Annotated in this window: 23 protein-coding genes; 12 read left to right on the top strand and 11 right to left on the bottom strand. The window is 73.7% G+C overall.

Annotation, left to right across the window (positions count from 1 at the left end):
• Nucleotides 1-22 precede the first annotated feature (22 nt).
• Together rapZ and ACLIBK_RS18320 are read right to left on the bottom strand one after the other, a co-directional pair.
• Entirely contained in the window at nucleotides 23-1,012 is a 990-nt protein-coding gene (gene rapZ / locus ACLIBK_RS18325) for an RNase adapter RapZ (RefSeq protein WP_415388734.1), read from the bottom strand.
• The gene (locus ACLIBK_RS18320) at nucleotides 1,009-1,497 is read right to left on the bottom strand and encodes an HPr kinase/phosphorylase (protein WP_415388733.1); all 489 of its coding nucleotides are present in this window, start codon (nucleotides 1,495-1,497) and stop codon (nucleotides 1,009-1,011) included. Before ACLIBK_RS18320 ends, rapZ begins: the two co-directional genes overlap by 4 nt.
• Nucleotides 1,498-1,643: 146 nt before the next feature.
• Here ACLIBK_RS18320 and ACLIBK_RS18315 point away from each other — a divergent pair, with 146 nt between their 5' ends.
• On the top strand, nucleotides 1,644-2,585 hold the full coding sequence (locus ACLIBK_RS18315; RefSeq protein WP_415388732.1) for a threonine/serine dehydratase: 942 nt from the start codon (nucleotides 1,644-1,646) through the stop codon (nucleotides 2,583-2,585).
• Nucleotides 2,586-2,613: 28 nt separating this feature from the next.
• On the opposite strand, the gene ACLIBK_RS18310 is transcribed toward ACLIBK_RS18315, so the two are convergent.
• From ACLIBK_RS18310 to ACLIBK_RS18295, 4 genes are all read right to left on the bottom strand, one after another.
• Nucleotides 2,614-3,426, bottom strand: coding sequence for a sensor histidine kinase (locus tag ACLIBK_RS18310; protein ID WP_415388731.1), 813 nt, complete (start codon nucleotides 3,424-3,426; stop codon nucleotides 2,614-2,616).
• 46 nt (nucleotides 3,427-3,472) lie between these two features.
• A complete protein-coding gene (gene rpmB / locus ACLIBK_RS18305) occupies nucleotides 3,473-3,769 on the bottom strand; it encodes a 50S ribosomal protein L28 (RefSeq protein WP_415388730.1) in 297 nt (98 codons plus the stop codon).
• A gap of 160 nt (nucleotides 3,770-3,929) precedes the next feature.
• Entirely contained in the window at nucleotides 3,930-4,211 is a 282-nt protein-coding gene (locus ACLIBK_RS18300) for a hypothetical protein (protein WP_415388729.1), read from the bottom strand.
• Between the two features lie 35 nt (nucleotides 4,212-4,246).
• A complete protein-coding gene (locus ACLIBK_RS18295; protein ID WP_415388728.1) occupies nucleotides 4,247-6,160 on the bottom strand; it encodes an ABCB family ABC transporter ATP-binding protein/permease in 1,914 nt (637 codons plus the stop codon).
• 104 nt (nucleotides 6,161-6,264) lie between these two features.
• On the opposite strand from ACLIBK_RS18295, the gene ACLIBK_RS18290 reads away from it, so the two are divergent.
• A complete protein-coding gene (locus tag ACLIBK_RS18290; RefSeq protein ID WP_415388727.1) occupies nucleotides 6,265-7,107 on the top strand; it encodes a DUF4743 domain-containing protein in 843 nt (280 codons plus the stop codon).
• A gap of 355 nt (nucleotides 7,108-7,462) precedes the next feature.
• Here the strand turns inward: ACLIBK_RS18290 and ACLIBK_RS18285 are convergent, their stop codons facing one another.
• Both ACLIBK_RS18285 and ACLIBK_RS18280 read right to left on the bottom strand, forming a co-directional pair.
• On the bottom strand, nucleotides 7,463-9,322 hold the full coding sequence (locus tag ACLIBK_RS18285) for a putative bifunctional diguanylate cyclase/phosphodiesterase (protein WP_415388726.1): 1,860 nt from the start codon (nucleotides 9,320-9,322) through the stop codon (nucleotides 7,463-7,465).
• Nucleotides 9,319-10,158 carry a PstS family phosphate ABC transporter substrate-binding protein gene (locus ACLIBK_RS18280; RefSeq protein WP_415388725.1) on the bottom strand — a complete coding sequence of 280 codons (840 nt, stop codon included), beginning with the start codon at nucleotides 10,156-10,158 and terminating at the stop codon, nucleotides 9,319-9,321. The genes ACLIBK_RS18285 and ACLIBK_RS18280 overlap by 4 nt, the downstream gene beginning before the upstream one ends.
• 391 nt (nucleotides 10,159-10,549) lie before the next feature.
• On the opposite strand from ACLIBK_RS18280, the gene radA reads away from it, so the two are divergent.
• The 3 genes from radA to ACLIBK_RS18265 all read left to right on the top strand — a co-directional run bounded on the left by radA (nucleotide 10,550) and on the right by ACLIBK_RS18265 (nucleotide 13,809).
• A complete protein-coding gene (radA, locus tag ACLIBK_RS18275) occupies nucleotides 10,550-11,956 on the top strand; it encodes a DNA repair protein RadA (protein ID WP_415388724.1) in 1,407 nt (468 codons plus the stop codon).
• Nucleotides 11,957-12,005: 49 nt separating this feature from the next.
• The gene (locus ACLIBK_RS18270) at nucleotides 12,006-12,371 is read left to right on the top strand and encodes a hypothetical protein (RefSeq protein ID WP_415388723.1); all 366 of its coding nucleotides are present in this window, start codon (nucleotides 12,006-12,008) and stop codon (nucleotides 12,369-12,371) included.
• 160 nt (nucleotides 12,372-12,531) lie between these two features.
• Complete coding sequence (locus tag ACLIBK_RS18265; RefSeq protein ID WP_415388722.1) at nucleotides 12,532-13,809, top strand: MFS transporter; 1,278 nt, start codon at nucleotides 12,532-12,534, stop codon at nucleotides 13,807-13,809.
• A 386-nt stretch (nucleotides 13,810-14,195) separates the two neighbouring features.
• On the opposite strand, the gene ACLIBK_RS18260 is transcribed toward ACLIBK_RS18265, so the two are convergent.
• The 3 genes from ACLIBK_RS18260 to ACLIBK_RS18250 form a co-directional block, all read right to left on the bottom strand.
• Nucleotides 14,196-15,359: an SMP-30/gluconolactonase/LRE family protein gene (locus ACLIBK_RS18260; RefSeq protein WP_415388721.1), complete on the bottom strand. Its 1,164-nt coding sequence runs from the start codon at nucleotides 15,357-15,359 to the stop codon at nucleotides 14,196-14,198.
• A 117-nt stretch (nucleotides 15,360-15,476) separates the two neighbouring features.
• Nucleotides 15,477-16,661, bottom strand: a complete 1,185-nt coding sequence (locus tag ACLIBK_RS18255) for a M48 family metalloprotease (RefSeq protein WP_415388720.1) — start codon at nucleotides 16,659-16,661, stop codon at nucleotides 15,477-15,479.
• Nucleotides 16,662-16,671: 10 nt separating this feature from the next.
• Nucleotides 16,672-17,238, bottom strand: coding sequence for a LemA family protein (locus ACLIBK_RS18250; protein WP_415388719.1), 567 nt, complete (start codon nucleotides 17,236-17,238; stop codon nucleotides 16,672-16,674).
• Between the two features lie 258 nt (nucleotides 17,239-17,496).
• Between ACLIBK_RS18250 and ACLIBK_RS18245 the strand changes: the two genes are divergently transcribed.
• The 7 genes from ACLIBK_RS18245 to ACLIBK_RS18215 all read left to right on the top strand — a co-directional run.
• A complete protein-coding gene (locus tag ACLIBK_RS18245) occupies nucleotides 17,497-18,012 on the top strand; it encodes an adenine phosphoribosyltransferase (RefSeq protein WP_415388765.1) in 516 nt (171 codons plus the stop codon).
• 14 nt (nucleotides 18,013-18,026) lie between these two features.
• Entirely contained in the window at nucleotides 18,027-19,163 is a 1,137-nt protein-coding gene (locus ACLIBK_RS18240; RefSeq protein ID WP_415388718.1) for a hypothetical protein, read from the top strand.
• A 572-nt stretch (nucleotides 19,164-19,735) separates the two neighbouring features.
• Nucleotides 19,736-22,969, top strand: a complete 3,234-nt coding sequence (locus ACLIBK_RS18235) for an Rne/Rng family ribonuclease (RefSeq protein WP_415388717.1) — start codon at nucleotides 19,736-19,738, stop codon at nucleotides 22,967-22,969.
• Nucleotides 22,957-23,991 (top strand): bifunctional GNAT family N-acetyltransferase/(deoxy)nucleoside triphosphate pyrophosphohydrolase, encoded by a 1,035-nt coding sequence (locus ACLIBK_RS18230; protein ID WP_415388716.1) that lies wholly within the window; start codon nucleotides 22,957-22,959, stop codon nucleotides 23,989-23,991. Before ACLIBK_RS18235 ends, ACLIBK_RS18230 begins: the two co-directional genes overlap by 13 nt.
• A gap of 110 nt (nucleotides 23,992-24,101) precedes the next feature.
• Nucleotides 24,102-24,872, top strand: coding sequence for a competence/damage-inducible protein A (locus ACLIBK_RS18225; protein WP_415388715.1), 771 nt, complete (start codon nucleotides 24,102-24,104; stop codon nucleotides 24,870-24,872).
• A 67-nt stretch (nucleotides 24,873-24,939) separates the two neighbouring features.
• On the top strand, nucleotides 24,940-25,506 hold the full coding sequence (locus tag ACLIBK_RS18220; RefSeq protein WP_415388714.1) for an acyltransferase: 567 nt from the start codon (nucleotides 24,940-24,942) through the stop codon (nucleotides 25,504-25,506).
• 92 nt (nucleotides 25,507-25,598) lie between these two features.
• A partial coding sequence (locus ACLIBK_RS18215) for a transposase (protein WP_415388764.1) occupies nucleotides 25,599-25,674 on the top strand: 76 nt, incomplete at its 3' end.

Raw genomic sequence — 25,674 nt, 5'->3', positions numbered from 1 at the left:
CCGGTCACGCTTGCCTGGCCCGTCATGTCCGGACCGCGGCGTCGCGCCGCCCTTCCGGACCGGAACCAGGCTCGTCTTGCGGCCGCTTCTCCGGCGCCGCAACGGCGCCCGGCCGCAACTCGCGGTGCGACAGGTCCACGTGCCAGCCCTGGCGCAGCAAGTGCCCCGCCAGCCGTTCGGCCGCGAACACGGAGCGGTGCTTGCCGCCGGTGCAGCCGAAGGCGACCGTCAGGTACTTCTTGCCCTCCGCGACGTAGCGGGGCAGCAGCGGGTTCAGCAGCGCGGTCATGTGGTCCCAGAACAGGGCGAAATCAGGGTCGGCCTCGATAAAGGCCGCCACCGGGGCATCCTGCCCCGTCATGGGTCGCAATATGGGGTCGTAATGCGGGTTTCGCAGGAAGCGCATATCGAACACCAGATCTGCTTCCCGCGGCAGGCCGGCCGGAAAGGCGAAGGAGCGCACCGCCACGGACATGGGCGGCGAGGCGCCCGGCCCGGCGGGCAGGCGGAAGCGGCGCTCCACGGTGCGGCGCAGCTCGGGCAGCGGCAGGCCGGTGGTGTCCACCACCCAGTCCGCCGCCTCGCGCAGCGGCAGGATCAGCTCCATCTCCCGCGCGATGCCGGTGGCCACGCCGCCGGCGCCGCCCTCGGGGGCCATGGGATGGCGGCGCCGGGTTTCGGAATAGCGGCGCAGCAGCGCTTCCTCGTCGGCGGTGGCAAAGACCAGGTCCAGCGCCAGTTCCGGCCGCGCGCGCAGCGAGCCCAGACCGGTGATCAGCGCCTGGGCGTCGAAGCCGCGCGAGCGGGCGTCCACGCCCACGGCCAGCGGCGTGTCGCCCGGTCCGGTGATCAGGCTGCCCAGCACCGACAGCGGTGGGTTGTCCACCGTCTCGTAGCCCAGGTCCTCCAGCACCCGCAGGATGGATAGCTTGCCGGCGCCGCTCAGCCCGGTGACCACCACCACGGGCCGCCGCGGCACGTCCGGGCCCGGCGGGAGGGAGGGGTCGCTCATGCCGGCGCGAAGGCCCCGGCGGTGCAGGCGACCCGCCCGCGCACGGCGCGCAGGGCTAAGCCGAGCTTGTCGGGCGCCGAAGCGTCCAACGGGTGCAGCGCCACCAGTGGCAGCGCGGCGCCCAGGGCTTCCCAGCGGCGCGGTTCCGGCAGGCGCGGCACGGCGTCCCGCGCCACGCAGTCCACCGCCAGGCCGAGCGGCGCCGCCGCCGCTTCCAGCCCGCCTAGCAGGCCCAGGCCGCGCACCTCGATCATGCCGCGCAGCGCAGCCGGGGCTTCCGCCACCAGGGCCGGGCCGCGCCGCGACAGGGAAACCTGGTCGTCCGCCACCAGCCGCCACCCCGCCCCGAGCAGCCGCAGCAGCAGGTCCGACTTGCCCGCCCCGGAGGGACCCAGCAGCAGCACGCCCACCCCGTCCAGCGCGGCGCAGCTGCCGTGCTGGAGGCGCGTCGGACCGGCGGACGGGTCGGGTAACGGTTGGGTCACGCTGCGTTCATGGCAAGCGGCGGCGCCGAGGGGAAGGGGGGCCGCCGCGGCGCCGCCCCCGCCTCCCCCGCCCCGGCGGGCCCGCGGCCCTGCCCTCCACCAACCGGCGGTTGCCCATCCCGCGCACCCCTGGCACCTGTGCCGCCATGATCAGCCGCACCGATATCCAGGCCGCCGCCACCCGGATCGCCGGGCATGTCCGCCGCACCCCGATCCTGCGGCTCGCCCCCGCGGCGCTGGGCCTGTCCCCGGCGATCGGCGAGGTGGTACTGAAGCTGGAGCTGCTGCAGAGCACCGGTTCCTTCAAGCCGCGCGGTGCCTTCAACCGCATGCTCTCCGCGCCGCTGCCGGCGGCGGGGGTGATCGCGGCCTCCGGCGGCAACCACGGCGCCGCGGTGGCACATGCCGCGCAGGTGCTGGGCGTCCGGGGCGAGATCTTCGTGCCCACCATCTCCTCCCCCGCCAAGGTCGCCCGCATCCGCGAGGCCGGGGCGGCGCTGGTGCAGATCGGCAGCACCTATGCCGAGGCGCTGGCCGCCAGCGAGGCGCGGATGGCCGAAACCGGCGCCTTGTCCGTGCACGCCTATGACCAGCCCGAGGTGCTGGCCGGCCAGGGCACGGTGGCGCTGGAGTTGGAGGCCGACGCGCCGGAGCTGACCCATGTGCTGGTGGCCACCGGCGGCGGCGGGCTGATCGGCGGCATGGCGGCATGGTACGCCGGCAGCGGTTGCGAGGTGGTGAGCGTGGAGCCGGAAGGCTGCCCCACCCTGTTCCGCGCGCTGGCGGCCGGGGAGCCGGTGGACAGCCCGGTGGGCGGCATCGCCGCCGACAGCCTGGGGCCGCGGCAGGTCGGGCAGCTGATGTTCGCGGTGGCACAGAAGCAGATCCGCACTGCCGTGCTGGTGCCGGACGAGGCCATCCGCGAGGCCCAGCGCCGGTTGTGGTCCGCCTGCCGGCTGGTCAGCGAGCCCGGCGGCGCCGCGGCCCTGGCCGCCCTGCTGAGCGGCCGCTGGGTGCCGCCGGCGGGGGCGCGCGTCGGGGTGGTGGTGTGCGGCGCCAACACCGACCCTGCCACCGTGGCGGGCTGAACGGGGCGCCGTCCCGCCCGGCGCCGCGTCAGGGCGGGGCCGGGACGATCCGCGACAGGGGAAAGGTCAGCCAGGCGCGGGTGCCGATGCCCGCCGCCGCTTCCACCTGCAGGTCGCCGCCATGCGCCCGCACCAGGTCGCGCGCCGTGGCCAGCCCCAGTGCCAGGCCGCGCGTGCCGCTGCCGCCCGGCAGGCCGGCGCCGAGGTCGCCCGGCGGCATGCCGGCGCCCTCATCCTCCACCACCAGGGCCAGGGCATCGGGGCCGCGCACCACGCGCAGGGAAATGCAATCGCCCGGGCCGGTGTCGCGCACGGCGCGGGCCAGCACCTGCACCAGGGCACGGCCCAGGGCGCGGCGGTCGCCCATCACCTGCACATCCGCCAGTTCCGGCGCGGCCTGCCAGTGGCGCGCCCCCTCGCCCAAGGGGCGGCGCACCTCGTCCATCGCCTGGTCCAGCAGGGCGGACAGGGACAGGGCTTCCTCGCGCAGGTGCAGCGCCCGACCCTGGGACTGGGCCGCCAGCTCGTCGGAAATCTCGTCGGAGAGTTGCAGCAGCCGGGCCGCTTCGCCGCGCAGGGCCGGCACGCTGTCGCGCCAGGCGCCTTCGGGGGCGCCGTCCAGCCGGTCGGCAATGCCCAGCAGCACGAGGCCGGGCTGCGCGATTTCCCGCGCCAGCAGGCTCAGCCGCCGGCTGCGATCGGCGGCGAGGCGCCCCAGCTCTGCCTGGGCGGCGGATGCGACGCGGGCGCGCCGGGCCTGCAGGATGCAGACCGCGGCGAGCCCCAGCATCACCAGGAAGCACAGCAGGAGCGGCAGCGCGAAGGGTGCCGCGAGGTCCATGCCCCTGCTTCTAGCAGGGGCCGCTCAAGGAAGTGCTAAGAGGCGGTCAGGCCGCCTGCTTCTTGGCCTGGGCGCGCTCGATGCGGCGCTTCAGGGTCAGCGCCTCGCCGATCAGCTTGCGGTCAGGGGTGCCGAGCAGGAAGGCGTCGAGGCCGCCATTGTGCTCCACCGTGCGGATGCCGTTGGTTGACAGCCGCATCTGCACCGCCGTGCCCAGCACGTCGGAGAAGAAGGACGCCTGCTGCAGGTTGGGCAGGTAGCGCCGGCGCGTCTTGTTGTTGGCGTGGCTGACGTTGTTGCCGGTCAGCACGCCCTTGCCGGTGATGTCGCAGCGGCGGGACATGGCGAAAACCTCTGGAAAAGCAGAAACGGGTCTGAAACAGGAAGGCGGGCGTATGGCCTAGCCACCCGCCCTTCGTCAAGTCACGAGCGGCAGGGCAGCCGGGCCGTCCGGGCGCGGCCCGACCGTTCGGGAAGCCGGGCCGTTCAGGAAGCCGGATCGTTCAGGACGGGCGCGGCTGCTGCATGGCGCGCAGTTCGCCGCTTTCCACCGAATCCACGGCGGAGCGCAGCACGCGCAGGATGGCGCGGTCCTCCATGGAGCGCGACATCAGGTCCAGCGCCCCGCCCAGCAGCGCCGAGGCGATGGAGATTGGGGCGATGTTCTGCCCGGTCATGTATTCCACCGCCTTGTCCACCACGGAACCTGCGTGGCTCAGGTCCTCCGGCGTCATGCCGTCGGCGCCGGGCAGCTGGTTGCCGGACCCCTGGGAATCGGAAGGCATCTAGCGGGGCTCCCTCGCTGTTTGGCGGCAGATGGTCACGCCGGCACCGCGGCGGAAGACCCGAGGCGGTCGCGCGTCGAGGCCGGGTCGCGCGGCGTCAGCAGGTCCGCCTCCGCGCCGATGGCCGCCGCGGCTTCCGCCGCCGCCACCGCCTCGGACTGCCGGCGCCACATCTGGGCGTAGAGGCCGTCGGCGGCGATCAGCGCGGCGTGGGTGCCGCGCTCGGCCACGCGGCCTTCCTGCAGCACCATGATCTCGTCCGCCTCCACCACGGTGGACAGGCGGTGCGCGATCACCACGGTGGTGCGGCCGCGCGACACGCCGCGCAGCGCCGCCTGGATTTCCTGCTCCGTGCGGGTGTCCAGGGCCGAGGTCGCCTCGTCCAGGATCAGGATGCGCGGGTCCTTCAGGATGGTGCGGGCGATGGCCACGCGCTGCTTCTCGCCGCCCGACAGCTTCAGCCCGCGCTCGCCCACGGTGGTGTCGTAGCCGTCGGGCAAGCGCATGACGAAGTCGTGCACCTGCGCCAGCCGGGCGGCCGCCTCAACCTCCTCCTGCGAGGCGCCGGGGCGTCCGTAGGCGATGTTGTAGCGGATGGTGTCGTTGAACAGCACGGTGTCCTGCGGCACCACGCCGATCGCGGCGCGCACACTGGCTTGCGTCGCTTCGCGCACGTCCTGGCCGTCGATCACCACGCGGCCGGACCAGGCGTCGTAGAAGCGGAACAGCAGGCGTGACACGGTGGACTTGCCCGCCCCCGTCGGCCCGACGATGGCCAGCGTGCGGCCGGGGGGAACGGTGAAGCTGACGCCCTTGAGGATCTCGCGGTCCGGGCGGTAGCCGAAATGCACGTCCTCGAAGCGCACCTCGCCGGGGCCGGCGGGCAGCGGCTGCGCGCCGGGGATGTCGGCCACCTCGCGCTCCTCGCGCATCAGGGTGAACATGGCCTCCATGTCGGTTAGGCCCTGCTTCATCTCGCGGTACACGAAGCCCAGGAAGTTCAGCGGCAGGTAGAGCTGGATTAGGTAGGTGTTCACCAGCACGAAGTCGCCCACGCTCATCCGCCCCGCGGCGACGCCGTTGGCGGCCATCAGCATCACCGCCGTCAGCCCCACCGCGATCACCGCCGCCTGGCCCATGTTCAGCGCGTTGAGCGTGACCTCGGAGCGGACATAGGCGCGCTCGTAGCGTTCCAGCGAGCTGTCGTAGCGGCGCTCCTCGTGCGCCTCGTTGCCGAAATACTTCACCGTCTCGAAGTTCAGCAGGCTGTCCACCGCCTTGGTGTTGGCCTCCTGGTCGGTGCTGTTCATTTCCCGCCGGAAGCGCAGCCGCCAGTCGGTGAACATCAGCGTGAAGGTGATGTAGAGCCCGATGGTGACCAGCGTCACCGCCGCGAAGGAGAAGGAGAACAGCTTCCACAGGATGCCCGCCACCAGCAGGATCTCGAACAGCGTGGGCACGATGTTGAACAGCATGAAGTCGAGCACGAAGGTGATGCCGCGCGTGCCGCGCTCGATCACCCGGGACAGGCCGCCGGTCTGCCGGTCCAGGTGGAAGCGCAAGGACAGCGCGTGAAGGTGCTGGAAGACCTGCAGCGCGATGCGCCGGGTGGCGCGGGCCTGCACCTTGGTGAACACCGCGTCGCGCAACTCCCCGAAGGCGGAGGACGCCACGCGCAGCAGCCCGTAGCCCACCACCAGCGCCACCGGTACCACGGCCACTGCCATGGTGCCGGCCGCGGCGCCGCTGCCCAGGTGCGGCGTCAGCGCGTCCACCGCGCGCGCGTAGGCGATGGGCACCAGCACGTTGGCGACCTTGGCGAGCACCAGCAGCCCCAACGCGATCACCACCCGGGCGCGCAGGCCGGGCTCGTTCTTGGGCCACAGATAGGGCGCGAGGGAGCGCAGGGTCTGGAAATGGCCGCGTTCGCGGTCGGGCGGCGACGCCATGCTGGAAGAGGTCCGGTTCTGTTCCGGTGCAAGATGGGGTCCGAGGCCCGCGGGGAGAAGCAGCCCCGGTTGCAGCCCTGCCCGGCGCGCCGCATTTGCGGGGGATGGACGCCTTTGCCCGCCACATCGCCGCCTGCAACAACCTCCCCTCCTTCGTGGGGCTCCTGCCCTTCCTCGTGGGCGGGCAGCCCGTCGGCTGGCTGCGTCCGGCGATCGCCGCGGCCATGCGCGACCTGCCGGGGCTGCACGCTACGGCGGAGGCCGTAGCTCTGGACCCCGCCCTGGACACGCCCGATTCCCGGTCGGAGGCCCTGGCCGGGATCGCCGCCAGCCTGGCGGCCCGGGGGCTGTTCCGCCTGCGCTGCGAAGCCTTCGACGTCCGCCCGGCCCCCGAGGCGGAGGCGCTGGCCCGGATCGACCGCGGTGCCGTGGCGCCGCTGGGCATCCTCAGCCGCGGGGCGCACTGCAACGGCCTGGTGCGCCGGGCGGACGGGCTGCACCTGTGGGTGGGCTGGCGGGCGCGCAACAAGGCGGTGGCGCCTGGCCAGCTGGACAACATCGTGGCCGGCGGCGTGCCGGCGGGGCTGTCCCCCTGGGACACGCTGCTGAAGGAAGCGGGCGAGGAAGCCTCCGTGCCCCCGGAACTGGCCGCCCGGGCGCGCCCTGTCGGGCAGATTTCCTACGTCATGCTGAACGAGGAAGGGCTGCGCCGCGACGTGCTGCACTGCTTCGACCTGGAGCTGCCCGAGGATTTCCAGCCCCGCCCCAACGACGACGAGGTGGAGCGCTTCGAGCTCTGGCCGGCGGCCCGGGTGTTGGACGCCGTGCGCGACGGCGACACGGTGAAGTTCAACGTCAACTTAGTGCTGATCGACCTGTTCCTGCGCGAGAACCTGCTGTCCGACCCCGACGGCAGCCTGCGCGCCGGCCTGAGCCGCTTCCGCTGAGGGTTGCGGGGGCTTCGGGACTGGTGGTGCCGGTTGGTCCTGAGTGTTTGGGCCTGGGCCAGAGGGACGCCGCCCCTCTGGACACCCCGCGAGGAGCTTAGGCTCCTCGACCTCATGAGTGCCTCCGGCGGGGGCGGGATGGCCCACGTCGGTCATCATCGACAATGCCGTCCAACCCGCCCCCACCGGAGGCACTCAACGTGGGGTCCGGGGAGTTTAAACTCCCCGGCTCGGGACAAAGGCTTCGCCTTTGCCCTGGGGTCCAGGGGCAGCGCCCCTGGCCACGGCCTGCACACTCAGGAACCAACGACACCACCAGCCCGAAGCCCCGCCCCCGTCAGCCGGACCGGCGCGATCAGGCGGCCTCGGCGCCTTCGGGTTGCAGCAGCAGGGCGGCGAAGGCGTCGCCTTCCATGGGGCGGCCGAACAGGTAGCCCTGGCCTTCCTCGCAGCCTTCCAGGCGCAGCCGGGTCGCCTGGGCTTCGCTTTCCACGCCTTCGGCGTTGGTGCGGACGCCCAGGGCGCGGCCCATGCCGATCACCGCCCGGATAATGGCGACCGCCTGCGGGTCCTCGCCCAGCGAGGCCATGAAGGAGCGGTCGATCTTGATCTTGTCGAAGCGGAACTTCCGCAGCGAGCCCAGCGACGAGTAGCCGGTGCCGAAATCGTCCATGGCGACGGAAATGCCCAGCCGGCGCAGCCGTTCCAGGGTCAGCAGGGTGTCGGGGGTGTCCTGCAGCAGCAGGCTCTCGGTGATCTCCAGCTCCAGCCGCGACGGCGGCAGGCCGCTTTCCTCCAGTGCCGCGGCCACCTCGTCCACCAGCCGGCCGTGGCGGAACTGCGCCGGCGACACGTTGACCGCCACGCGCAGCGGCCGCGGCCAGCCCATCGCCTGGCGGCAGGCGTCGCGCAGCACCCAGGCGCCGATCGGCACGATCAGCCCGGTTTCCTCCGCCAGCGGGATGAACAGGTCGGGCGGCACGGTGCCGCGCTCGGGGTGGCGCCAGCGCAGCAGCGCCTCGGCCCCGGTCACCGCGCCGTCCTCCAGCGCCACCTGCGGCTGGAAGTGCAGGCGGAACTCGCCCCGTCCCATGGCGCGCCGCAGGTCGGCTTCCAGCACCTTGCGGGTGCGCAAGGCGGCGTCCATGCCGGTGGCGAAGAAGCGCCAGGCGCCGCGCCCGTCCTCCTTGGCGCGGCCCAGGGCGAGGTCGGCCTCGCGCAGCAGCCGCTCCGGCTCCACGCCCGCCTCGCCCTCGGCCATGGACAGGCCGATGTTGATGCCGATGGACACCGGCATGCCGTCCAGCATGAAGGGCGCGTCCAGGCGCTCGATCAGCCGCCTCGCCAGGGCTTCCGCTTCCGCCGGTTGGCGGGTGATGGGCTGCACCACGGCGAATTCGTCGCTGCCCAGCCGTGCCAGGGTATCGGCGTCGCGCAGGGTGGCCCGCAGCCGGGCGGCGACCTGGCACAGCAGGTCGTCCCCCGCCGCCTGCCCCAGCGACTCGTTCACCTCCTTGAGGTGGACCAGGTCCAGGCAGAGCACGGCCACGCCGCTGCCCGGCTGCCGCCGGGCGGCCGCCAGGGCCAGGGCCAGCCGGTCGCGGAACAGCACCCGATTCGGCAGGCCGGTCAGGGCGTCGTGGGTGGACAGGTGGGCGGCATGGATCAGCGCCCGCCGCAGCAGCCGCATCGGCGCGAAGCGCAGCCCCAGAAAGGCGGCCAGCCCCAGTGCCAGCGACAGCAGCGACACCAGCACGGTGGAGCGCAGCAGCGGCATCAGCGAGCGCGTCACTTCCAGCGTGCCCACCGGGTGCCCGGAGTCGTAGAGCGGCAGCTGCAGCGTGAACAAGGGGCCCGCGAGGTCGGCCGGTATCTCGGCCACCGTGCTGCCTGCGGAGTCCACCACGCGCCGCTGCACCGGCACCTCCGGCTGCGCCTGCCCGATCGCCAGCAGCCCCTCGATCCGCCCGCGCTCATAGCGCCACAGTTCCGGGTTGCGGCTGATGGCTTCCGACACCAGCACGCTCTCGACCTGGCCGTAGGCCCGCAGCTCGGCCTGCAGCAGGGCGCGTCCGGACAGGTGGTGGATCACCGGCACGGCCAGCGCCAGGGCCACGGCAACCGCCAGCGCGAAGGCGCTCACCGCCCGGGCCAGGCTCGCTTCCACCTCCGGCGAGCGCGGCGCCGCCCGGAACAACCCTCCGGCGTGGCTCATACCCAGGGGCTCCCCTGCGACAGGCTTTCCAGCAGGGCGTGGGTTTCCGGCCCCGCCAGGTAGTCGCGCAGCAGCAGGGCGGCGGGCGGCGCGTCGGCCCGCAGCACCAGCTGGAAGGTCTTCACGGCGGGGTAGCGGCCCGTGTTGCTGCTGGTCAGGCCCGGTGCCACCCCGTCCAGGGCCAGGGGCCGCAATCGCCGCCCTTCCGCCGCGATCTGGCCGAGCGGGAGGATGCCGAAGGAGCCGGGGAGCTGTTCCAGCGTGTCGGCATTTTCCTCGGCATTGCCGGCGGTGAGCAGGCCGGGGCGTTCCGCCAGCGCGGCCAGCGCCGGGCCGAGGGTTGGCAGCTGCGTCCGCAGCAGCACGGTGTCCATGTCCTTGGCCGAGCGCCGCACCACCCGGATGGGCGAGCCGTCCGGCCAGAAGCGCAGCGTCCCGGCCAGGATCCGCCCCGCTTCTTCCTGCGTCACCCCCTCCGCCGCGACGCCGGGATGGGTGGCGAACACGAGCGCGCTGCGGGCATAGGTCATGGCGGTCAGCCCGCGCGCCCCGTGCCAGGTGTTCAGCGGCCGGGCGCTGAGCACCGCGTCCAGCCGGCCGTCCAGCAACGCGTCCAGCCCGCCGACCCCGCCCAGGGAGGGCCCGATCTCCAGCGCCACGCCGCCTTCCGTGCGGGCGAAGCCGGCCCCGATCCGCCGCATCGTGGCCAGGGCGCTGCCGCCGCCGTTGACGCGCAGGGGTGCCGCGGCAGCCCGGGCGGGCGGCATGCCCAGCCACGGCAGCGCCAGCATCGCGCGCCGCGGCAGCGTTTCCCGGGGAAGCAACGCGGACTCCATTCAGGCTCGGCCTTCATCCTGCCGCGGGCATCCTGGCGCCCCAGCGGTCAACACGGGATGAACGGCGCCGCTTGCCGCGCCGCGGCGGCCGGTCCTGCATGGGGTGGGTGCGGCGCCGCAGGGGACTGATCCGCGGCGGGTGCGGCCTCGCAGCCGCCTGTTCCGCATCGCTGGTGCGCAGCAGGCACGGCGTCGCGGTGGTCCATTCCCGGTCGTGCGATCCGCAGCAGGGCGTCGTTGCGGCGGTGCTTTCCGCGTCGCGCGACCTGCGGCGGGCGCGGCGCCGGGGCCGGCGTCGCCCGGGCCGCGTTGCCACGGCGGCGCTTCAAACAGGCGGTGGTCGCGGCCAAATATCCGGTGTTATGTTCCCGTTTCGTCCCGGAAGGTGCTGATGGCCAAGCCCGTAGCCCGCTTCGTTTGCCAGTCCTGCGGCACCGTGCACCCGAAATGGCAGGGCAAGTGCGAGGGCTGCGGTTCCTGGAACACCCTGGCCGAGGAGGTGGTGGAAGCGCGCACTCCCGGTCCCGCCGGCAAGACCCTGGGCGGCCGCAAGGTGGAGTTCGTGGAACTGAAGGGCCGTGCCGCCCCGCCGGCCCGCACGGTGGTGGGCATCGCCGAGCTGGACCGCGTGCTGGGCGGCGGCTTCGTGCCGGGCTCCGTGGTGCTGGTGGGCGGCGATCCCGGCATCGGCAAGTCCACGCTGCTGCTGCAGGCGGCCGCCAAGGTGGCCACGGCCGGGCGGCGCACCCTCTACGTGTCGGGCGAGGAGGCGGTGGAGCAGGTGCGGATGCGGGCGCTGCGGCTGGGGGTGGCGGAATCGCCGCTCGGCCTCGCAGCAGCCTCCTCGCTGCGCGACATCATCGCCAGCCTGGAGGCCGAGCACGAGGTCGGGCTGGTGATCATGGACTCCATCCAGACGGTGTGGCTGGACAGCCTGGACAGCGCCCCCGGCACCGTGTCCCAGGTGCGCGCCTGCGCCGCCGAGCTGGGGCGGCTCGCCAAGTCGCGCGGCTTCGCCCTGGTGCTGGTGGGCCATGTCACCAAGGAAGGGACGCTGGCTGGCCCGCGCGTGCTGGAGCACATGGTGGATGCCACGCTGTATTTCGAAGGCGACCGCGGCCACCAGTTCCGCATTCTGCGCGCCACCAAGAACCGCTTCGGCGCCACGGACGAGATCGGCGTTTTCGAGATGACCGAGGCCGGGCTGATGGAGGTCCCCAACCCCTCCGCCCTGTTCCTGGCGGAGCGGCGCGGCAACGTGTCCGGCTCCGCCGTGTTCGCCGGGCTGGAAGGCACGCGGCCGGTGCTGGTGGAGGTGCAGGCGCTGCTCTCGCCCTCCTCCGGCGGTTCGCCGCGGCGGCAAGTGGTGGGGTGGGACTCCGGGCGGCTTTCCATGCTGCTGGCGGTGCTGGAAAGCCGCTGCGGCATGAGCCTCGGCCAGAACGACGTGTACCTGAACATCGCCGGCGGCCTTCGGGTGACGGAGCCGGCCGCCGACCTGGCCGTGGCCGCGGCCCTGGTGTCCGCCGCCACCGACCGGCCCACCGATCCGGGGATGGTGTTCTTCGGCGAGGTTGGCCTGTCCGGCGAGGTGCGGCAGGTGTCGCAGATGGAAACCCGGCTGCGGGAAGCGGCCAAGCTGGGCTTCAACGCCGCCACCCTGCCCCGCCGCGTGGCGCGCGGCGGGCGGGCACTGAGTGCGCCGGAGGGGCTGAAGCTGGCGGAGGCCGGGCACCTGGCCGACGTGGTGGCAGAGTTTGCCGCGGCGCCGCGCAAGAAAGCCGCCGCGGCGGCCTGACAGCGGCGCCTGCACCGGGCGTTAAGCCTGGGCATGGAAGGATGAGGGTGTGCGCGCCACCCACCACCTGCTGCCGCTGCTGCTCCTGCTGGGCGGTTGCGAAGCGGCGATCGGACCCTTCCTGGGGGTCAACGCCGTGCTGCTGCCGCTGACCGGCCGCACCGGGCCGGATATCATCGTGTCCGCGGTGACCGGGCGGGACTGTTCCCTCGCCTATGTCGATGGCGGGGAGCGGCACTACTGCCGCCCCGATCCGCCGCCGCCCGCACCGGTCGCGCTCTGCACCCGCTCGATCGGGTCGGTGGATTGCTGGACCGCGCTGCCGCCGGGCTTGCCGCCGCCCCGCCCGATGGCCGACACGCCGCCCGCCCCGCCGTCGCAACCGCCGGCACGCTGGCCACTCAACCGGCTCTGAGGCTCCCGCCCGGCCGTTCCGCGCATGGCCGCCTTGCGTGGGCGGGGAATCCTTTATTCCCTGCCCTGCCCTCCCTTGCGCGCCTGCACGCCGGGGATCACTGGCTGCGGTGGACCCCGCGCGACGTGGGGTCCGTTCCCGGGGGGTGCTCGTTTCCGGCATGACGATGGACTTGTTGCGCGACCGCGAGTTCCGCGCCTTTCTGGTCGCCAACACGCTGGAACGCTTTGCCGCGGCCGCAATGACCGTGCTGCTGGGCTTCCAGGTCTACGACCTCACCCATGATCCGCTGGATCTCGGCTGGCTCGGGCTGATCGAGGCCATCCCCGGCGTCACGCTGGTGCTCTATGGCGGCCACGTCGCGGACCGGCACAGCCGGCGCCGGATCGTGCTGTGGACCACCGGGGCGCTATGTGCCCTGGCAGCCGCCATCGCGCTGCTGTCGCACGCCGCACCCGGCGGGCTGCTGCACCTGCTGTTCCTGGCCGGCTTCTTGTCCGGCGTGATCCGCGCCTTCGAGAGCCCGGCCGCCACCGGGCTGGAAGCCCAGGTGGTGCCGCTGGAAGGGCTGCTGCGCGGCGTGGCGCTGCTGGCCACGGTGGGGCGGCTGGCCGACGTGTTCGGCCCGGTGGCGGGCGGCTTCGCCTGGCACGCGCTGGGGCCGCGCGACACCTACGGCTCCATCGCCGTCCTGTTCGGCCTAGCCTGCCTGGCGCTATTCCTCGGCGTGGCGGAAAAGCCGCTCGCCCACGAGGCGGAGGACGGCGCCGGCGTGTGGCAGCGCATCGGCGACGGCATCCGCACCGTGTTCCGCTCGCAGGTGCTGGTGGGATCCATGGCGCTGGACCTGTTCGCGGTGTTCTTCGGCGGCGCCACGGCGCTGATGCCGGTTTTCGCCACCGACATCCTGCAGGCCGGGCCGGTGGGCTACGGTTTCCTGCAGGGCGCCTCCGGCGCCGGGGCGCTGGTGGCGGCGATCCTGGCCGGCCGCTTCCTGCCGCAGCACCGCGCGGGGGCGGCGCTGTTCTGGGTGATCGCCGGCTTCGGGGTGGCCATCGTGGTGTTCGGCCTGTCCACCTCCCTTCCCTTGTCGCTGGCGGCGCTGTTCGCGGCCGGGCTGTGCGACGGCACCTCGGTGGTGATCCGCCGCGCCATCCTGCGCCTCGCCTCGCCCGAGGCGATGCGCGGCCGCATCTCGGCGGTGAAGTCGGTGTTCGTCGGCTCCTCTAACGAGATCGGCGCCTTCGAGAGCGGCCTCGCTGCCAGCCTGCTGGGCGCGCCCGCCGCGGTCTGGGGCGGCGGCCTCGTCACCCTGGCCGTGGTGGCCGTCACTGCCTGCCTCGCGCCGAAGCTGCGCCAGCTGGACCTGCGTACCCTCCGGCCCGAGGACTCCATGCCCGAACTGGCCGTGCCGCTGCGGGACGCGGCCCGCAGCTGACCGCCGGGGCGTGACGCTCGCGGGTCGCTGCCCGGCGGGGCTGGTGCGTTTGGTCGGTCCATGATGTTCGAGCCGAGGCCAAAGGGGCTCTGCCCCTCTGGACACCCCGCCAGGAGCTTAGGCTCCTGGACCTCATGAGTGCCTCCGGCGGGGGCGGGTTGGCTCACGTTGTCCACCCGGAAAACATGTCCCGGCCCGCCCCCGCCGGAGGCACTCAACACGGGGTCCGGGGAGTTCGCAACTCCCCGGCTCGGACAAAGGCAGAGCCTTTGCCCTGGGGTCCAGGGGCAGCGCCCCTGGCCACGGTCGGAGCATCATGGAGCAACCAGACCCACCAAGCCCCGCCGGGCAGCGACCCGCGAACCGTTCCCGGCGGCCCGCCGGGTTCAGCGGGCCGGGGTTACTTTCCACAGGCCGTAGGGCTGGGTCCGGGCGCTGCCCTTCTCGTGGTACTGCGCCACGTCCTGGATCTGCGAGGTGGTCACGAAGATCGACCCGTCGGAGCCTTCGGCCAGGCTGTCGGGCCAGCGCAGCCGGGGGTCCTGCATCAGGGTCCGCATCTGCCCGTCGGGGGTGCGCAGCTTCAGCGCGTTGTCCTCGGGGCTGGTGACGTAGAGGTTGTTGCGGCCGTCCATCCAGAGCCCGTCGGCGACGCCCGTGGTGCCCAGCTTCTCCACCGCCGCTTCCAGCCGCGCCGCGGGCAGGTCGGGGTCGATCAGCGCCGCCACCGGCAAGCGGTACAGCGTCTTTCCCGTCAGCGCCTGCCAGTACAGGTTGCGCCCTTCCGCATCCAGCGCGATGCCGTCGGCGGAGAACAGGGTGGGGCGGCCATCCGTGCGGCGCAGCTCGCGCCCGTCGGCGTGCACGATGACGTCGGGCTCGGCCTGGGTGGAGGGATGGCCGTCCAGCACCCGACGCGCGGCCCCGCTGCCGAGGTCCACCACCACCAGGGCGCCGCGCTGCCCGGAATCGGTGATGAAGGCCCAGCGCCCGTCGGGGGAAACGCGCACGTCGTTGAGGTAGCTGCCCTGCGGCGCCACGCGGGTGTCGAACAGGATCGTCTGCACCACCCGGTCGCCGTTCAGGTCCACCTTCAGCAGCTTCACGCCGCCGGGCTTGTTGAACTCGTTGCCGGGGGCGGCGGGGTCGAGGATCCACAGGAAGCCCTGCGGGTCCACCGTGACGCTCTGCACGCAGACGAAGGTTTCGGTCAGCGGCCTGGGTGCGCGGTTGCGGTAGCTGTTCCACTGCGCGTTGGGAAAGGGCCGCAGGGAACCATCGCGGCCGACCTCGGCCACGGAGATTTCCACGTCCTGCTCCCAGCGCGGGAAGTTCACGAAGATGCGGCCGTTGCGCGACACGGCGACGCCGGTGACCTGCTGCTCGAACTGCGCCACGCGTTCCAGCGCGGCCTCGGTGCCCTGCGCCGGCGAGGCGGCGTTCTGCGCGCGGGCGGCGTCCGGGCGTGCCGCGGCGGCCAAGCCACCGGCGGCTGCGGCCAGCAGGGCGGCGCGGCGGCCGGCAAGGGCGGGCGATGGGGCGTCGGCCATGATGTGCATTGTCCGGGCTGGGGGGATGCCGGCAGAACGCCGCACCGGCCCGGAAGGTTGGGCCGGCGTCCCGCCAGCGCCGCGGCCCGCGCCCCGGTCCGCCCGCGCGGGCGCGCCTCAGGCCGCGCGGGACGGGCTGCCCCAGGGCCCGCGCGGCGACTGCCCCGGCGGCAGGGTCGCGTCGGGGTCGGGGACCGGGAGGGGCCGGGCTTCCGGCTCCGGTCCTGGCCAGGACGCCGGCTGCGGCAGGTCGGACGACGCGGCCGCGCCGGGCGGCAGGGGGGCGGGTCGTTCCTGCGTGCCGGGCGGTGAAACGGTGGGCGCGACCTCCGGCAGCGGGCCGGGGTCGCGGCCGCCGGCGAAGCGCACCAGCGCGTCGATGCGCGCTTCCAGCGGCGGGTGCGTGGCGCGCATCCAGGAACCGCGGGTGCCCTCGGCGTCGTCCAGGAACATCGCCCGCACCTGCGCCGGCACGCCCGCCACGTCCGAATGCCCGGCCACCTTGCGCAGCGCGGTGATCATGGCGTCCGGGTCCTGCGTCAGCTCGGCCGCGCCGGCATCGGCCAGGAACTCGCGGTTGCGCGACAGCGCCAGGCGCAGCGCCGCGGCCAGCCCCCAGGCCAGGGCCGCGATCGCCACGGCCAGCAGGGCCAGCCAGCCGGCCCCGCCACTCTTGCCGCCGCTGCGGGAGGAGGAGCCGGCGCCGAAGCGGACGCCGCGCAGCATCAGCTCCGCCGTCAGGCTGATGATGCCGGCGAACACCGCGGCGATCACCGCCAGCCGGGCGTCGCCGTTACGGATATGCGTCAGCTCGTGTCCCAGCACGGCGGCCAGTTCGCGGTCGTCCAGCGCGTCCAGCAGGCCGCGCGTCACTGCCACGGAAGCCTTGTCCGGCGACAGCCCGCTGGCAAAGGCGTTGCGCGCCGCGGTTTCCATGATGGTGAGCCGCGGCACGGGCAGGCCGCGGGCAATGCACAGGTTCTCCAGCGTGTTCCACAGCCGCGGCTCGGCGGCGCGCGTCACGGGCCGGGCGCCGGTGACCACGTCCAGGATCCACTGGTGCGCCTTCCAGGCGATCGCGAACCACAGCGCCGAGGCGACCAGCGCGAACACGATCACGCCCGGCAGGACGCGCAGCGCCTCGCGCAGGCCGGCCGCGGGGCCGTGCTTGTTGTCGGCCGCCAGGAATAGGGACAGGGCGAAGCACAGCAGCGCCAGCAGCACGGGAAAGCCTGCCAGCAGCAGCCCCGAGCGGAGCTGGTTGTTCCAGATATGCGTCTTCAGCCCGACGGCGCGCATCATCGGCGGCGGCTCAGAACCGGACCTGGGGGGCGGCTTGCACCGCGGCCATCTCGCCTTCCGGCAGCTCGAAGAAGTTGCGGCTGCTGAAGCCGAGGTTGCGCGCCAGCAGCACGGCGGGGAATTGCAGCGTGGCTGCGTTGTACTCGGCCACGCTGTTGTTGAAGAAGCGGCGCGCGGCGGCGATCTTGTTCTCGATGTCGGCCAGTTCCGCCTGCAACTGAAGGAAGTTCGTGTTGGCCTTGAGGTCGGGGTAGCTTTCCGTCAGCGCCAGCAGCCCGCGCAGCGCGCCCTGCAGCTGGCCTTCCGCCGCGGCCTGCGCCGCCGGGCCCTGGGCCGTCAGCGCGGCGTTGCGGGCGCGCACCACCGCCTCCAGCGTGCCGCGCTCGTGCGTGGCGTAGCCCTTCACGGTTTCCACCAGGTTGGGCACGAGGTCGTGGCGCTGCTTGAGCTGCACCGACACGTCGCTCCAGGCCTGGCTGGTGGCCTGCTGCAGCGCCACCATGCGGTTGTACACGGTGACCAGCCACAGGAGCAGCAGCGCGGCGAGGCCGAGAAGGATGATGGCGGTCCAGCTCATGCGGGGAACACACTCCGATGGGCGGGCCGCAGCGGCCCGGAACCCGGAGCGCCTCCTAGCGGAACGTTTGGCTATCGTCACGAGCCTTCGGGGTCGAAATCCCACCTTTTCCCCGGCCGCGCCCCCGCCCTAGTCACCGCCCCGCCCGGCCGGGTAGCTTGCGCCCCTCCCCCGCCCCCTGAGCCAGCCAGGACCGTGCCCGCCATGAACCATGTCGCCCAGCCCGCCGCGGCCCCGGCCTCCGCCGAGGAGGAGGCGCTGGACCTGAAGCAGCACATCCGGGGCATCCCGGATTTCCCCAAGCCCGGCATCCTGTTCTACGACATCTCCACCCTGCTGCGGCATGGGCTGGCCTGGCGGGTGGCGATGCGCCGGCTGGGCGAGCAGATCCGCCCCTATGCCCCGACCGTGCTGGCGGGGATCGAGAGCCGCGGCTTCCTGGTGGCCGCCCCCTTGGCGCTGGAACTGGGGCTGGGCTTCGTGATGCTGCGCAAGCGCGGCAAGCTGCCCGGCGCCACGGTGGGGCTGGACTACGCGCTGGAATACGGCACCGACCGCATCGAGATGCAGGCCGACGCGGTGCGGCCGGGCGACCGGGTGGTGGTGCTGGACGACCTGCTGGCCACCGGCGGCACCCTCGCCGCCTCCATCGCCCTGCTGCGCAATGCCGGGGCGGAGGTGCCCGCCGCCGCGGCGCTGATCGAGCTGAGCTTCCTGCGCGGGCGCGAGCGGCTGCCCGTGCCGGTGGAAGCCCTGGTGAGCTACGACAGCTGAGGCGAGCCGCGGGCTTGGTCGCGCATCCCCTTTCCCAGCTGCGCGAGCGCCGCGCGGCGGTTCCGCCCGCGGGCACGGCGCCCCCCGCGGGCGCGGCGCCCGCGCCCGGGGCCGCCGCGGTGCCCCGGACCGGCTGCCACAATGCTGCCGCCGGCGCCGCCCAGCCTGCCGGGATGATCGGCGGCCCTTTCCTGTCGCGACGTTCCCTGCTGGCGCTGCCGCCCGGCCTGCTGGCCGGCGCGGCGCGGGCCGCCGGCACCGCCCCGGTGCTGCTGGTGCCCGGGCCGGAAAACGGCGCCGCGATGCGCTGGGCCACCCGCCTGGCGCACTGCGTCGGCCGCCTGCCCGGCATCGGCACGCCGCAGCTGAGCGTCACCGGCGGCCCGGACGGGGTGACCGCCGCCAACCGCTTCGCCACCACCGAGGCGCCGGACGGACAGCTGCTGCTGGTGCTGACCGGCGCCGCCCTGCTGGCGCGGCTGTCGGGCTCGGCGCGGGTCGGCTACGAGGTTTCGGGCTGGACGCCGCTCTGCCTGTCCTGGGGCCGGGCGCTGGTGGCGGGGCGCGGGCCGATGCCGGTGGCCACCCAGCGCCGGCCGCCGCTGCGCTTCCCGCTGCCCGGCCCGGAAGCGCCGGAGGCCGGGGCGCTGCTGGCGCTGGAATCCCTGGGGCTGGCCGTGGCGCCCACCGCCGTGCCGCCGGCCGGCGAGGCCGGGGCCCTGGCCGAGGCGGGCTTCGCCGGCGGGGCGCTGGACGCGCTGCTGCTGTTCGGCCCCGACCCGGCGGCCCGCGCCCGCGCCCTGGGCGCCACCCCCTGGTTCGGCTGGGACACCGTGGACGCGGAGGTGCCGGGCTTCGCGACGCTGCTGCCCGCCGCGTCCCCGCTGCGCGACGCCGTCGGCGCGGTGCTGGGCAGCGCCCAGTTGCATGCCGGGCTGATGCTGCCGCCGCTGACCGCCGCGGACGTGGTGGCGACCTGGCGGCAGGGCGCGGCGCGCTGGCGCGAGGCCGAGCGCGCCGCCCCGGCCGAAGGCCAGCCGCTGGTGGGCAGCGAGGCCGCGGCGGTGCTGGCCGCGCTGGCGCCGCGGCCGGATGCGGTGCTGGCCTGGCGCGACTGGCTGTCGCGCCGGCTGGGCTGGCGCCCCGCCTGAACTCCGCCCCCGCCGGGCCGCCACAGGCAAGGAAATATCCCCCGCGCCTGCGGCCTTGTGGCGCAGGGGGGGCCTGCGTATGGTGCATTGCCCCGGCAAGTTCGTCGCCGGTGGGGAGATGGAGGGCGAAGTCGGCAGCACCGACCGGCCCGGCTCCGCGTACCTGGACTGGTTGCCGCCGCCCGCAGGGCCTCGCGGTGCACCGTTTTCCCGGGCGGCGCGTGGCCCCGCCTCCCTCACCGGCGCGTTTTGCGGCGCGCACGGGTTTATCCGCCGGAACCAGCACACTGGGAATCGCGGCTGGCCCGCGTTGCGCCGCGTTGCCGGCCCGCTCGCGCCCGCCCTTCCCGGGGTGTTCCCCCGGAAAGCCGTTCGGTGGTGGCGCGAACCGCGGGGCCAGCGCGCGGCGCGCCCAACATCGGGCCGGCCCCATCGGGCCGCCCGCCGAGAGAAGGACGGAAGTTCCAGCATGGCCGCGATCCCATCGCCCGCGCGCTTCCGCTCCGCACCCGCCACCCCAGCCGACGCCGCCGCGCCACCGCGCGGCCTGCCGTCGCGGAGCCATCGCTTCCATGACCAAGCGCATGCTGATCGACGCATCCCACCCGGAAGAAACCCGGCTGGTGGTGCTGGACGGCAACCGGATCGAGGATTTCGACGTCGAGGCGGCTGACCGCCTTCCCCTCAAGGGCAACATCTACCTCGCCAAGGTCGTCCGCGTAGAGCCCAGCCTCCAGGCCGCCTTTGTCGAGTACGGCGGCAACCGCCACGGCTTCCTCGCCTTCAGCGAGATCCATCCGGACTACTACCAGATCCCCGTGGCCGACCGGCAGCGCCTGCTGGAGATGCAGGCGCAGGACGACGAGGAAGAGGACAACGAGGCCGAGGTCGACACCGCCGCCGAGCGCCTCGCCCCCGCCGACGACCGCGACCTGGCCGGCCAGCACGAGGCGGCCGAGCCGGTGTTCGACAGCCTGACCGGCACCAGCCAGGCCGAGGAAGCGCCCGTGCTGTCCACCGAGGGCAGCGCCTTGGCCGGTGCCGGCACCGAAGCTGCCGCGCCGTCCGGCGACGCCCCGGGCCAGCCGGCCGCCGCGGTGGAGCCGCCGCAGGCCGCCGCGGCCCTTCCCGCCAGCGAGGATGTCGCGGCGGAAGCCCCGCGCCAGGTCTTCGGCGAACCCTCCCCCGAGGTTCCCGAGCACCCAGCCGGCGCCGCTCCCGAAGCCGGCCCGGACAGCGGTGCCGACCCCGCCGCGACCGGTGGGCGCGCGCAGCCGATGTCCATGCATGTGGACCGCGTGGCCGAGGGCGATGCCCCGCCGCGCGGCCAGATCGCCGAGACCGTGGAGGCCGACGAGCCGCCGCCGGAAACCCTGGGCGACGAGGGCGAGAACGGCGAGGGCGAGGAGCGCGTGCGTGAGCGCCGCATCCCCTCCCGCTTCCTGCGCAACTACAAGATCCAGGAAGTGATCCGCCGCCGGCAGATCATGCTGGTGCAGGTCGTCAAGGAGGAGCGCGGCAACAAGGGCGCCGCGCTGACCACCTATATCTCGCTCGCCGGCCGCTTCTCCGTGCTGATGCCGAACTCGCCGCGCGGCGGCGGCGTGAGCCGCAAGATCACCCAGGTCGCCGACCGCAAGCGGCTGCGCGAGGCGGTGGAGGAGATGCACCTGCCCAAGGGCATGAGCATCATCGTCCGCACCGCCGGCGCCCAGCGGCCGAAGCCCGAGATCAAGCGCGACGGCGACTACCTGCTGCGGCTGTGGGACGACATCCGCGAGCGCACCATGGCCTCCACCGCGCCTGCGCTGGTGTACGAGGAAGCCGACCTCATCAAGCGTTCCATCCGCGACACCTACGGGCGCGACATCGAGGACATCGAGGTCGAGGGCGAGGAAGCCTGGAAGCAGGCGCGCGACTTCATGCGCATGATCATGCCCACGCATGAGAAGCGCGTGCGGCTGTACCGCGACCCCGCCGTGCCGCTGTTTGCCCGTGCCGGCGTGGAACAGCAGCTCGACGCCATGATGAGCCCGGTGGTGCAGCTGAAGTCCGGCGGCTACATCGTGATCAACCAGACCGAGGCGCTGGTCGCCATCGACGTGAACTCCGGCCGCGCCACGCGCGACCGCCACATCGAGGACACCGCCTTCCGCACCAACTGCGAGGCGGCGGAGGAGATCGGCCGGCAGCTGCGGCTGCGTGACCTCGCGGGCCTGATCGTCATCGACTTCATCGACATGGAGTCCAGCCGCAACGACGCCGCGGTGGAGCGCAAGCTGAAGGACGCGCTGCGCCTGGACCGCGCGCGCATCCAGATCGGCCGCATCTCGCATTTCGGCCTGCTGGAGATGAGCCGGCAGCGGCTGCGCCCCTCCCTGACCGAGCACGCCTTCTCCACCTGCCCGCATTGCCAGGGGCGCGGCATCGTCCGCTCGCTGGAAAGCAGCGCGCTGCACGTTTTGCGCGCCATCGAGGAGGAGGGCGCCAAGCGCCGCGCCGCCGAGATCACCGTGCGCGCCGCCGAGCCGGTGGCCCTGCACATCCTGAACCGCAAGCGCGACCGCCTGACCGCCATCGAGGCGCGCCACGCCATGTGCGTGCTGCTGGTGCCCGACCGCGAGCTGGCCGAGGCCAACCTGCGGATCGAGCGCACCCGGGCGCAGGTCGCGACCAACGTGCCGATCGCGCCCAACCGGGCACCGGCGCTGCGCATGGACTACGCCCCGGAATCCACCCAGGACTGGGAAGAGCCGGAAGAGGAAGCGGCGCCCGTCGCCCCGGCACCGGCCGCGGTTCGCGCGGAGGAGCCCGCCAAGGAGGCGAGGGCCGAGGACAGCGCCGAGAGCCGCAGCGCCGAGGGGCGCCGCCGCCGCCGCCGCCGCCGTGGCGGCCGGCGCGAGGACGGCACCGCCGCCGAAGCCGCCAACGGCCAGGGCGCCTCCGATGAGGGCGAGGACGAGGAGGAGACCGGCCCCGAGGAGGAGGATGCCACGCCCGCCGCCGAGGATACCCCTACCGGGGAGGCCCCTGTCGGGGAGGCTGCCATCATGGAGGCGGCCGCCGGGGAGGTTCCGGCCGAGGACGCTGCCGGCGAGCGTGCCGGCGAGGAGCCGCGCAACCGTCGCCGTGGCCGCCGCGGTGGCCGTCGCCGCCAGGAGGAAGGCCTGTCCGCCACCGGCGCCGCCACCCCGTCCGAGGAACCGGAAGCCGCTGCCATGCCGCCGCAGCCCACGGCGCCGCGCTACTCCGGCCCCACCCCGGCCGATCCCTTCGCCGGCACCTATGACGACGTGTTCGACGCCATGGCCGCGGCGGAAGCGGCGGCCGAGGCGGCCGCGCAGCGCGCCACCCGCGGCGATGCGGCGGTGAGCAGCCGCGGCGCGCCGCCGGTGGCCGAAGCCAGCCCCGCCGCGGGGGGCTGGGCCGACGCCACCCCGGACGCGGAGCCCGCGGCCGCGTCGCCGGCGGCGGAAGCCCCCGTGACGGCCGAGGGTCCCGGCGCCGAGGCGGAGATCCCGGAGGTTGCGGCAGCCGCCGCGCCCGAGAGCGCTGCACCGGAAAGCACCGCGCCGGAAGCCACGGCCCCCGAAGCGGCCACCCCGGAAGGCGCTGCCCCGGAAGCCGCCGCTCCCGCGCCGGCCGAGACGGTCACCGAGCCCGCCACCACCGCGGACCAGCCGGAACCGGCCGCCGCACCGGCCACCCCGGCGGAGCCGGTGGCCGGCCCCGTCGTGCAGCCGGTGCTGCTGGACGGCGCCCCGGCCGATGCGGCACCGCGCCGGCGGGGGTGGTGGAAGCGCTGACCGGCGCAGCGCCGCCGGAGAAGGCGGTGCCCTTCGCGCCGTTGCGCACGGAGCGGCTGGTGCTGCGCCCGCTGCGCGACGGCGACGCGGCGGAGCTGCACCGTCTGGTCAATGACTGGGAGGTGGCGCGCATGCTGTCGCGCGTCCCCTTCCCCTACCCGCGCGAGCTGGCGGCCGCCTGGATCGCCTCCACGCGCGAGGAGATCGCCGACGGCCGCGCCTTTCACCTGGCCGTGGTGCGCGGCGAGGCGGATGACGGGCCGCTGATCGGCTGCGTCGGCCTGACCCTGGCGGGCCGGGATGCGGAGCTGGGCTACTGGCTGGGCCGCCGCCACCGCGGCGAGGGGCTGGCCACGGAAGCGGCCGGGCGGCTGGCGCGCTGGGGCCTGGCCAATCTCGACATCGACGGGGTGTCCGCCAGCGTGCTGGAAGAGAACCCGCGCTCCGCCGCCGTGCTACGCCGGATCGGCTTCCGCGAGGATGGCCGCGGGGAGGCGGAGTTCATGGCCCGCAACGCCCGCCTGCCCGTGCTGCGCTTCCGCGCCGGCCGGGCGGAGCTTTCGGTTCCGGCGGAAGCCGTGCCCCCGGCCGCGCCTGAGGCGGTGCCGGGCGCCGCGGCGGGATCGCGCCTCGTGCTGGTGTCGGCCTGCGCGCTGATCGATTCTGACGGGCGCGTGCTGCTGGCCCGCCGCCCCGAGGGCAAGGCGCTGGCGGGGCTGTGGGAGTTCCCCGGCGGCAAGGTGGAGCCGGGCGAAACCCCGGAGGCCGGCCTGATCCGCGAACTGCGCGAGGAGCTGGGGGTGGACGTGTCCGCCAACTGCCTGGCACCCTTCGCCTTCGCCTCGCACGCCTATGAGGGCTTCCACCTGCTGATGCCGCTGTTCCTGTGCCGCCGCTGGGAGGGCAACCCCACCGCGCGCGAAGGTCAGGCCCTGGCCTGGGTGCGGCCCAACAAGCTGGCGGACTACGCCATGCCCCCGGCGGACCGGCCGCTGGTGGCCTTGCTGCGGGACTTCCTGTAACTTCCGGGGCGACGAGGAAGCCCCATGCCCGACCTGCCGCGATCCGTGCCCCTCCCCTCCATCATCCCGGCCGGGCTCAGAGGCACGGCCGCGCTGCGGAGCGGGCGGGTATGAGCGGCAATCCCACGGCCTGCCTGCTGGTGATCGGCAACGAGGTTCTCTCGGGCCGCACGCAGGACGCCAACATCAAGTTCCTCGCGACCCGGCTGGGCGAGCTCGGCATCCCGCTGCGCGAGGTGCGCGTGATCCCCGACGTCCGCGACACCATCGTGGACACGCTGAACGCGGTGCGGCCCAACTTCACCTATATCTTCACCACCGGCGGCATCGGGCCGACCCATGACGACATCACGGCGGAATGCATCGCCGCCGCCTTCGGCGTGCCCTGGGAAGAGCACCCCGAGGCGATGGCCATCATGGGCGCGCACTACGAGAAGACCGGCAGCGAGTTCAACGCCGCCCGCCGCCGCATGGCCACCATGCCGCGCGGCGCCACGCTGATCCCCAACGCGGTGTCCGTGGCCCCGGGCTTTATCATCGGCAACGTGTACGTCATGGCCGGCGTGCCGCGCATCATGCAGTCCATGTTCGAGGCGCTGGCCCCCAGCTTGGTGGGCGGCGCGCCGGTGCAGTCGCGCAGCGTGCATGCGGTCGGACTGCTGGAAGGGCGGATCGCCGACGGGCTATCGGCCATCCAGGCACGCTTTCCCGACCTCGATATCGGCTCCTACCCCTATGAGCGGCCGACGGGGAACGGCGTGGCGCTGGTGGCCAAGGGCACCGATGCCGCGCGCGCCGAAGCCGCGGCGGAGGCCATGGCCGGGCTGATCCGCGACCTCGGACTGGTGCCGCAGTTCGGCGAGCCGGCCCCGGCGCCTTGAGGCTTCACTGGAATTTGTCGCATCCGGGATACCCGTCGCGGCGTAGCGAAGCCGCGAGGAGGATGTGATGGAGATTCTCGGCAACACCGACGACAACACCGTGGAGGGCCACAGCCAGGGGCTGCGGCTGCACTTCCACAGCCGGGGCTGCCGCGTGCGCCTGGGCACGGACTGCGTCCTGGCCGGCCTGACCGTGCATATCCGCTCGCCCGACTGTATCCTGGAAATCGGCGACCGCAGCATTGCCCGGGGCGACATCCACATGAAGTCGCCCGGCGCCCGCGTCACGGTCGGCAGCAACCTACGCGCGCGGACGGGCATCTTCATGAACGTCACCGGCGGCTTCGTCAGCATCGGCGACGACTGCCTGTTTGCCAACGTGAAGTTCCGCACCTCCGACAGCCACACGCTGATGGACGCGGCCTCGGGCGAGGTGCTGAACCCGCCGGGCAACATCGAGGTCGGCGACCGGGTCTGGCTGGCCGAGGACGTGCTGCTGCTGCGCAACGCCCGGGTGGGCGCGGACAGCGCGGTGGGGGCGCGGTCCATCGTGAACGGGGAAATCCCGCCCGCCAGCCTGGCGGTGGGCTCCCCGGCGCGGGTGGTGCGGCAGGGGATCCGCTGGAAGGAATAGTATTCAGCGATACGGGAGGAGCAGAATGCTACCCTCTGCCTCGATACACCCTAGAGGCTGTTGTGGACTGAGGGGAGGTCCAGATTTGCGGGATGACCCGCAAGGCTTATCCGTCCGACGTATCCGATGAGGAATGGGGTCTGGTCGCACCCTACCTCGTGCTGCTGC

Source organism: Roseomonas sp. BN140053, assembly GCF_047690175.1.
Lineage (GTDB): Bacteria > Pseudomonadota > Alphaproteobacteria > Acetobacterales > Acetobacteraceae > Roseomonas.
The sequence above is the reverse complement of the archived record's forward strand: the minus strand, read 5'-3'. Positions and strand labels throughout refer to the sequence as shown.